The following is a 6,436-nucleotide window of genomic DNA, read 5'->3' as shown; positions in this document are numbered from 1 at the left end:
AGACGCCGCCTTTTTCGATCGAAAGGCAGCACCCAAAAACTTTTATTTTTTATCGATGAGTTACGTTCAAACAATCTCTGATATGCAGATCAGGGCTTCGACAGGTTTGCAACGACCGGCGCGATACAGGCGGGATCCGTCATTTCCCCATCATCGTTATCATCACTGTCGCCACCATCACCGGCACCACCCAGCCATTGCCCATCGCGCGCCACCCGCCCGGCGGATGCATCAAGCGCGCAGTTCACGACAATCCGCGCCGCCCCCGGTGGGATAAGGGCGTCAAGGCGCAACGTGTCCGGTCCGCTCATGACATCGAATGTACCAATCGGTCCGTATGTCTGGCGCAGCCACGCCGTCGCGGCCCCCTGCCCCGGCAACAGCCGCACATCCCCCGCCCGCACCAGCAGTTCGGCGCGCCCATCCGGCCCCTGCGCGGGGACGGGACGCATATCGGGCAGGTCCGCAATGAACAGGCCCGCCGCCACCCGGCCGGGCAGGCGGGTCACATCCTGCATGAACGCCATGGCAAAGGGGGTGGCCGGCGCATCGCGCAGCTGTTGCGGCGTGCCGGACTGCACAATGCGGCCATCGCGCATCAGGGCGATGGTATCGGCCAGTTCGCAGGCCTCGTTCCGGTCATGGGTGACAAGAATGGTCGTCAGGCCCAGCCGGTCATGCACGTCACGCAACCACCCCCGGATACTGCGCCGCACCAGCGGGTCCAGCGCACCGAACGGTTCATCCAGCAGCAGCACACGCGGCCCCGTCGCCAACGCACGCGCCAGCGCGACACGCTGCCGCTGTCCACCCGACAGTTCATGCGGATACCGCCCGCCCATGCCCGGCAGGTGCATCAGGTCCAGCAGTTCCTCCACCCGCGCGGCGATCTGCGCGCGGGTGGGACGTGTTTTGCGGGGGCGGATCGACAGGCCGAACGCAATGTTACGCGCCACCGTCATATGATCGAACAGGGCGTAATTCTGGAACATAAAGCCGATATTGCGCGAACGTGCCTCCAGCATATCCACGCGCGCGCCATTCAGGAACACACAGCCCGCATCATGCCCGTCCAGCCCCGCAATGATACGCAGCAGCGACGTCTTGCCCGCGCCCGACGGGCCAAGCAGGGCGGTAAAGCTGCCGGTTTCAACCTCCAGCGAGATATCATCGACAATCGGGCGTCCGCCCACCCTGCGCACCAGATGTTCCAGACGTACGCTCATGCGATTTTCCCCATCCGAAGGGCCGTGCGTTCGACAAGGCCCCGCACCGCGACCACGCCCATCGCCATGAGCGCAAGCAGCGCCGCCATCGCAAAGGCCGCGACCGTCTGGTATCCGTTATACAATGTCTCGATATGCAGCGGCATCGTTTCCGTCAGGCCGGGAATATGGCCTGACACCACCGATACCGCGCCGAATTCACCCATCGCCCGCGCCGTCGTCATCAGCACCCCCGACAACAGGGCCGCCCGCGCGCCCGGCAGCGTGACATGCCACAGCACCCGCCACATGCCCGCCCCCAGCATCACGGCGGCTTCCTCCTGCGCGCGGCCCATATGGCGCAGCATCGGCATCATCGTGCGCGTGACATAGGGAAACGTGACAAACAACGTCGCCAGCAGGATGCCCGGTGGCGCAAACATAACGGGATAGCCCCAGCGTTCCAGCGCCGCCCCCCACCATCCCTGCGTGCCGAACACCAGCAGCCACACCAGCCCCCCCACCACGGGCGATACGCTCAGAGGCAGTTCCACCAGCACGATCGCAAGCCCCCGCCCCGGAAACGAAAACCGCGTCAGCGTCCACGCCGCCATCACGCCAAAAAAGCTGTTGATCGCCACCGCCAGCGCGGTGATGAGCAGCGTAAGCCGGATGGCCGACAGCGCATCGGGATCACACAGGCCATCCCATGCCGCGCGCAGCCCGTGCGCCAGCGCCCCGGCGAACACCATCACCGGCGGCAGCACCACCATCATCCCCACCATTCCCCACACAAGGGCGGCAAACCCCCATCGCCCGACCCGGCCGCTCATATCGCGCCCCCCGCACCGCCACGCCCGACATGGCGGCGCACCCATGCGATCACACCCAGCGACGCCATCGCGATCGCCACCAGCACCAGCCCGATCAGGCTGGCCCCCTGCGTGTCATATTCCTGCAGGCGGATGACAATCAGCAGCGGGGCGATTTCGGTATGGTACGGCTGGTTCCCGGCGATGAAAATGACCGACCCATATTCCCCCACCCCACGGGCGAACGCCATCGCGAACGCCGTCAGCAACGCGGGATACAGCGCGGGCATGACCACGCGGGCCACCACCTGCGCACGGGTCGCGCCAAGGGTGCGCGCCACCTCCTCCGCCTCGGGCGGGAGGGCGCGCAGGACCGGGACAACCGTACGCACCACAAACGGCAGCCCCACAAACATCAGCGCCACGACAATGCCCAACGGCGTGAACGCCACCTTCATCCCCAGATGCGACAGCGGCGCGCCAACCCATCCATGCGGGCCATATAACGTCGCCATCGTAATGCCCACCACCGCGGTCGGCAGCGCGAACGGCAGTTCCACCAGCGCGTCGATCACGCGCCATCCCGGCACCCTGGCCCGCACCAGCCCCCATGCGATCACCACACCCGCAACCACATCAAGTGCCGCGGCCACCAGCGCGGACACGAAACTGACCCGCAGGGCGGCAAGCATCCGCCCGTCATGGACGATATGGGCGAACGCACCCAGACCACTGCCGACCCCTTGTGCCCATGGGCGCGCCAGCAACGCCAGCAGCGGCAGGATCACCAGCACACCCAGCCACCCCAGCGTCAGCGACAGCCCGACGCCAAAACCCGGCAGCCCGTCACGCCGCCGCCGCCACAACGTGAACGGAGCGTGCCCGCCCGCGCCCTGCCGCGCCGCGCCATGTCCGGCCATACCACCACCGTCCATATCATGGGCGGGTGTCATCGGGCCGGATGTCATCGGGCATAAATACCGTCGAAAACACCGCCATCGGCGAAATGCGTTTTCTGCACCTGCGTCCATCCGCCAAGCGAGGCGATGTCGAATGTCGCGGTGTCGGCAAAGGTGGCGCGGTTTTCAGCAAGGATGGAGGGCGTGACCGGGCGGAAATAATGTTTCGCCCCGATCCGCTGTCCCGCATCGGTGAACAGGAAATCAAGATAGGCACGCGCAAGGTCCAGCGTGCCATGCGCCTTTGCATTGCGTTCCACCACCGCGACGGGCGGTTCGGCAAGGATCGTCAGCGGCGGGACGACCATGTCGAACTGGTCCGGCCCGATGTCGCGCGCGGCCATCAGGGCCTCATCCTCCCACGCCAGCAGGACATCACCGGTCCCGCGCTGTACAAAGCTGTTGGTCGCGCCGCGCGCACCGGTATCAAGCACCGGCACATGCGCAAACAGCGACCGCAGGTACGCCCGCGCCGTATCGGGCGTCGCGCCCGGCTGCCGCAACGCCCAGCCCCATGCCGCGAGATAGTTCCACCGCGCGCCGCCCGATGTCTTTGGATTGGGGGTGATGACCTGCACCCCGTCACGCACCAGGTCGGGCCAGTCATGGATGCCCTTTGGGTTGCCCTTGCGCACAAGAAAGACAATCGTACTGGTAAATGGCGTCGAATTATGCGGCAGCAATCCCTGCCAGTTGGCAGGCAGCAGGCCGACCGCCGCCAGCATGTCGATGTCATAGGCAAGGCCAAGCGTCACAACATCGGCGGGCGCGCCCTCCTGCACCGAACGGGCCTGCGCGCCGGACCCGCCATGCGACGTGCGCACCACCACCGGCGCGCCGCCATGCGTGCGCGCCCATTGCGCGGCAAAGGTGCGGTCTACCTCCTGATACAATTCGCGCGTGGGGTCATATGACACATTCAGCAATGTCGTCGCAGCCCACGCCGCGCGCGGCCGCGCCGCCAGCAGCGCGGCACAGCCCAGCCCGGCCTGAAGGAAACCACGGCGGCTCGAAAGGAATGATGGCTTCATGGAACAGTTCTTTCCAGGCGGCGTCACGTCGTTGACGGGTCTTTCCCCAGGATGGCCAGCCATAAGGGTGACGCATGGCGGGGATAATTAAACCATTTTATATCGTTTAATACTCTAATCCACGCCCCTGAAACCTGTCAATAATCATCTTCCAACGGCGTGTTTCGCATAAATTAACGAATTATATATGTTGTATATACCCCTGCGGCAGGCATGGATGTTTCAATTTTTATAATTTAATTTCAATATGTTATAAACATGATGCAAAAAAGTGGATCTGCGTGTCGGCATTAAGCACTCATATTTTGATGTGTTTTATAATTTAACTTTATTGACCGTATTATAAAATCCCATTACGGATATGAACCAGATTCCTTCCGCTTTTCCCTTCCTGTCCACCGAAATGGTTTTCCCATGACACCCTTGCCACGGTCAGCCACAGCAGGCGCGACGCCTTTTCGTTTCGCATCCGTCCTTTCATGGAATGCGCGCTGCCTGCTTGTCGCACCGCTTGCGGTACTGTCATGGGGAATGATGACGGCCACGCGCGCGCAGGGAGCGACAACACAGGGAGCGACCACACAGGGCACAAGCACACTGGATACGAGCACACTGGGCGCACCCCCAAATGCAGTGCAGGGCACAATATCGGGCACGATCCCACACACGGCGCACCCGCTGTCGCCACGCACCATGGCGCGCGCGCCCGTGACGCCATCGGCCAATCCCGCCGCCATACATTCCACCACCGGCACCGCACAGCCTGAAAGCATGATGGTGCATGTTGGCCCACGCCCGCCCATCCAGACCTATCCCCATGCCAACCCGGTGGGGCAGCCCATCGTCATGACCGGTGCGCAGAACCGCATCAACGGCCATCCCTATGACTGGGGCGTGTTCAATCGCGGTAACGGGGAATCCGCGGGCTTTGGCCCGGTGGGTCAGTACGGCATCGCCCCGTGGGCCGAGGACTGGAGCCGCCTGCGCAACAGCACAAAACATACCGACCCGTTCGACGTGCTGAAATATATTCCGCTGACCCCTGACGGGCAGGTATGGATCAGTTTTTCAGGCGAGACGCGGCTGCGTAACTGGTTCGAGACACGTCCCAACCTTGGCACGCAAAAACCCAATGATTCAGGCCGCTTTGGCGTGCGCAACCTGTATGGCGCGGACCTGCATATCGGATCGCACCTGCGGTTTTTCGGGCAACTGATCAACGCCGATGCGGGCGGGTGGGGCGGATATGGATATGGCTCCACCTATCGCAAGCGTCTGGATGCGCAACAGGCATTTGTGGAAACACGGTGGAACCTGCTGGGTGCGAAAACGGGGTTCATGTTCGGGCGGCAACAGTTCCTCGATGCACCGTCTTACATGCTTTATAACCGTGAAACACCCAATGTGCCGCTGTCATGGGACGGGTTCCGCGCCTATGCCATCTGGAAACGCATCCGCATCGACGGCTGGGATTTCGTGCAGACGAACGACAGCCAGAACAAGATGTTCCACGACACCGAAAACTATTCCACGCGGCTGTACGGGTTCGACACCACATGGGCGCCACCGGATTTCCGTTTCCTGGGCGAACGTGGCTATTCCTTCGTCGATGCCTTTTATATCGGCTATAAACTCTCCGGCTCCTCTGGCGCGATCGCGACGCAGACGGGCACGGCGACGGGTTCGAACACACGGAACAATTTCGGCGTCCGCTGGCACGGGCAGGCCGGGCCGATCGAATTTTCCGTCGGCGCGGTATGGCAGGGCGGCGTGTTCCGATATGCCAAAACCAATATCGCCCGCAATGTCAGCGCCTATGCCATCAATTCCATCGTTGGGTACCGTGTGCCAAAGGACAGGCTGCATACCTTCGCCGGCGTGCAGACGGATATTTATTCAGGTGGCAATGACGCCAGAAAAAATGGAGATATCGGCACCTATATCTCGCCCTTCAATCCGCAGACCAACTATCTCGACACCACGACATACATGACTGCGTCCAACCTCATCAGTGTCGCGCCACTGGTGCGTATCACGCCGTTCAAATCCGTCAGCCTCCAGGTCAAATTCCCCCTGTTCTGGCGCGACAGCACCAATGACCGGGTTTACAAATCCTCTGGCGCCTACAGCTTTGCAGGGAATTTCGGCGGCAAGTTCATCGGCATGGCCCCACAGGCGTCACTGGCATGGCAGATCAATACACATCTGTCATGGACGCAATATGTCTCGCGCTTCATGACGTCACGCGCCCTGAACGATGCAGGCGGGTCGAGCGGTACATATTACCAGTCCAACTTCGTCTTCCGCTTCTGAGAGGCTGTTTGAAAACAGATCATTGATAAAAGATCATAAAAGTTTCTGGGTGCTGTCTTTTTTCAAAAATGTGGCGTCTTCTGAAGCTTTTTGGAAAAAGCTTCACCAAAAACTTT

At 61.9% G+C, this 6,436-nt stretch carries 5 protein-coding genes; 1 reads left to right on the top strand and 4 read right to left on the bottom strand.

The annotated features are described in order from the left end of the window. Positions 1–89: 89 nt before the first annotated feature. From B7G66_RS16695 to B7G66_RS16680, 4 genes are read right to left on the bottom strand one after another with little or no spacing between them, the layout of a single operon-like run. The gene (locus B7G66_RS16695; RefSeq protein ID WP_003621585.1) at positions 90–1,226 is read right to left on the bottom strand and encodes a sulfate/molybdate ABC transporter ATP-binding protein; all 1,137 of its coding nucleotides are present in this window, start codon (positions 1,224–1,226) and stop codon (positions 90–92) included. After that, entirely contained in the window at positions 1,223–2,038 is an 816-nt protein-coding gene (locus tag B7G66_RS16690) for a sulfate ABC transporter permease (RefSeq protein WP_003621583.1), read from the bottom strand. Before B7G66_RS16690 ends, B7G66_RS16695 begins: the two co-directional genes overlap by 4 nt. Then, the gene (cysT, locus tag B7G66_RS16685; protein WP_003621582.1) at positions 2,035–2,970 is read right to left on the bottom strand and encodes a sulfate ABC transporter permease subunit CysT; all 936 of its coding nucleotides are present in this window, start codon (positions 2,968–2,970) and stop codon (positions 2,035–2,037) included. Before cysT ends, B7G66_RS16690 begins: the two co-directional genes overlap by 4 nt. An 11-nt stretch (positions 2,971–2,981) precedes the next feature. Beyond that, complete coding sequence (locus B7G66_RS16680) at positions 2,982–4,007, bottom strand: sulfate ABC transporter substrate-binding protein (protein WP_003621581.1); 1,026 nt, start codon at positions 4,005–4,007, stop codon at positions 2,982–2,984. A 414-nt stretch (positions 4,008–4,421) separates the two neighbouring features. On the opposite strand from B7G66_RS16680, the gene B7G66_RS16675 reads away from it, so the two are divergent. Then, positions 4,422–6,320, top strand: a complete 1,899-nt coding sequence (locus B7G66_RS16675) for an alginate export family protein (RefSeq protein ID WP_003621580.1) — start codon at positions 4,422–4,424, stop codon at positions 6,318–6,320. Positions 6,321–6,436 lie beyond the last annotated feature (116 nt).

Origin of the sequence: Novacetimonas hansenii JCM 7643, assembly GCF_000964405.1 — a bacterium.
Taxonomy (GTDB): domain Bacteria; phylum Pseudomonadota; class Alphaproteobacteria; order Acetobacterales; family Acetobacteraceae; genus Novacetimonas; species Novacetimonas hansenii.
This window is presented reverse-complemented; position numbering and strand designations above follow the sequence as displayed.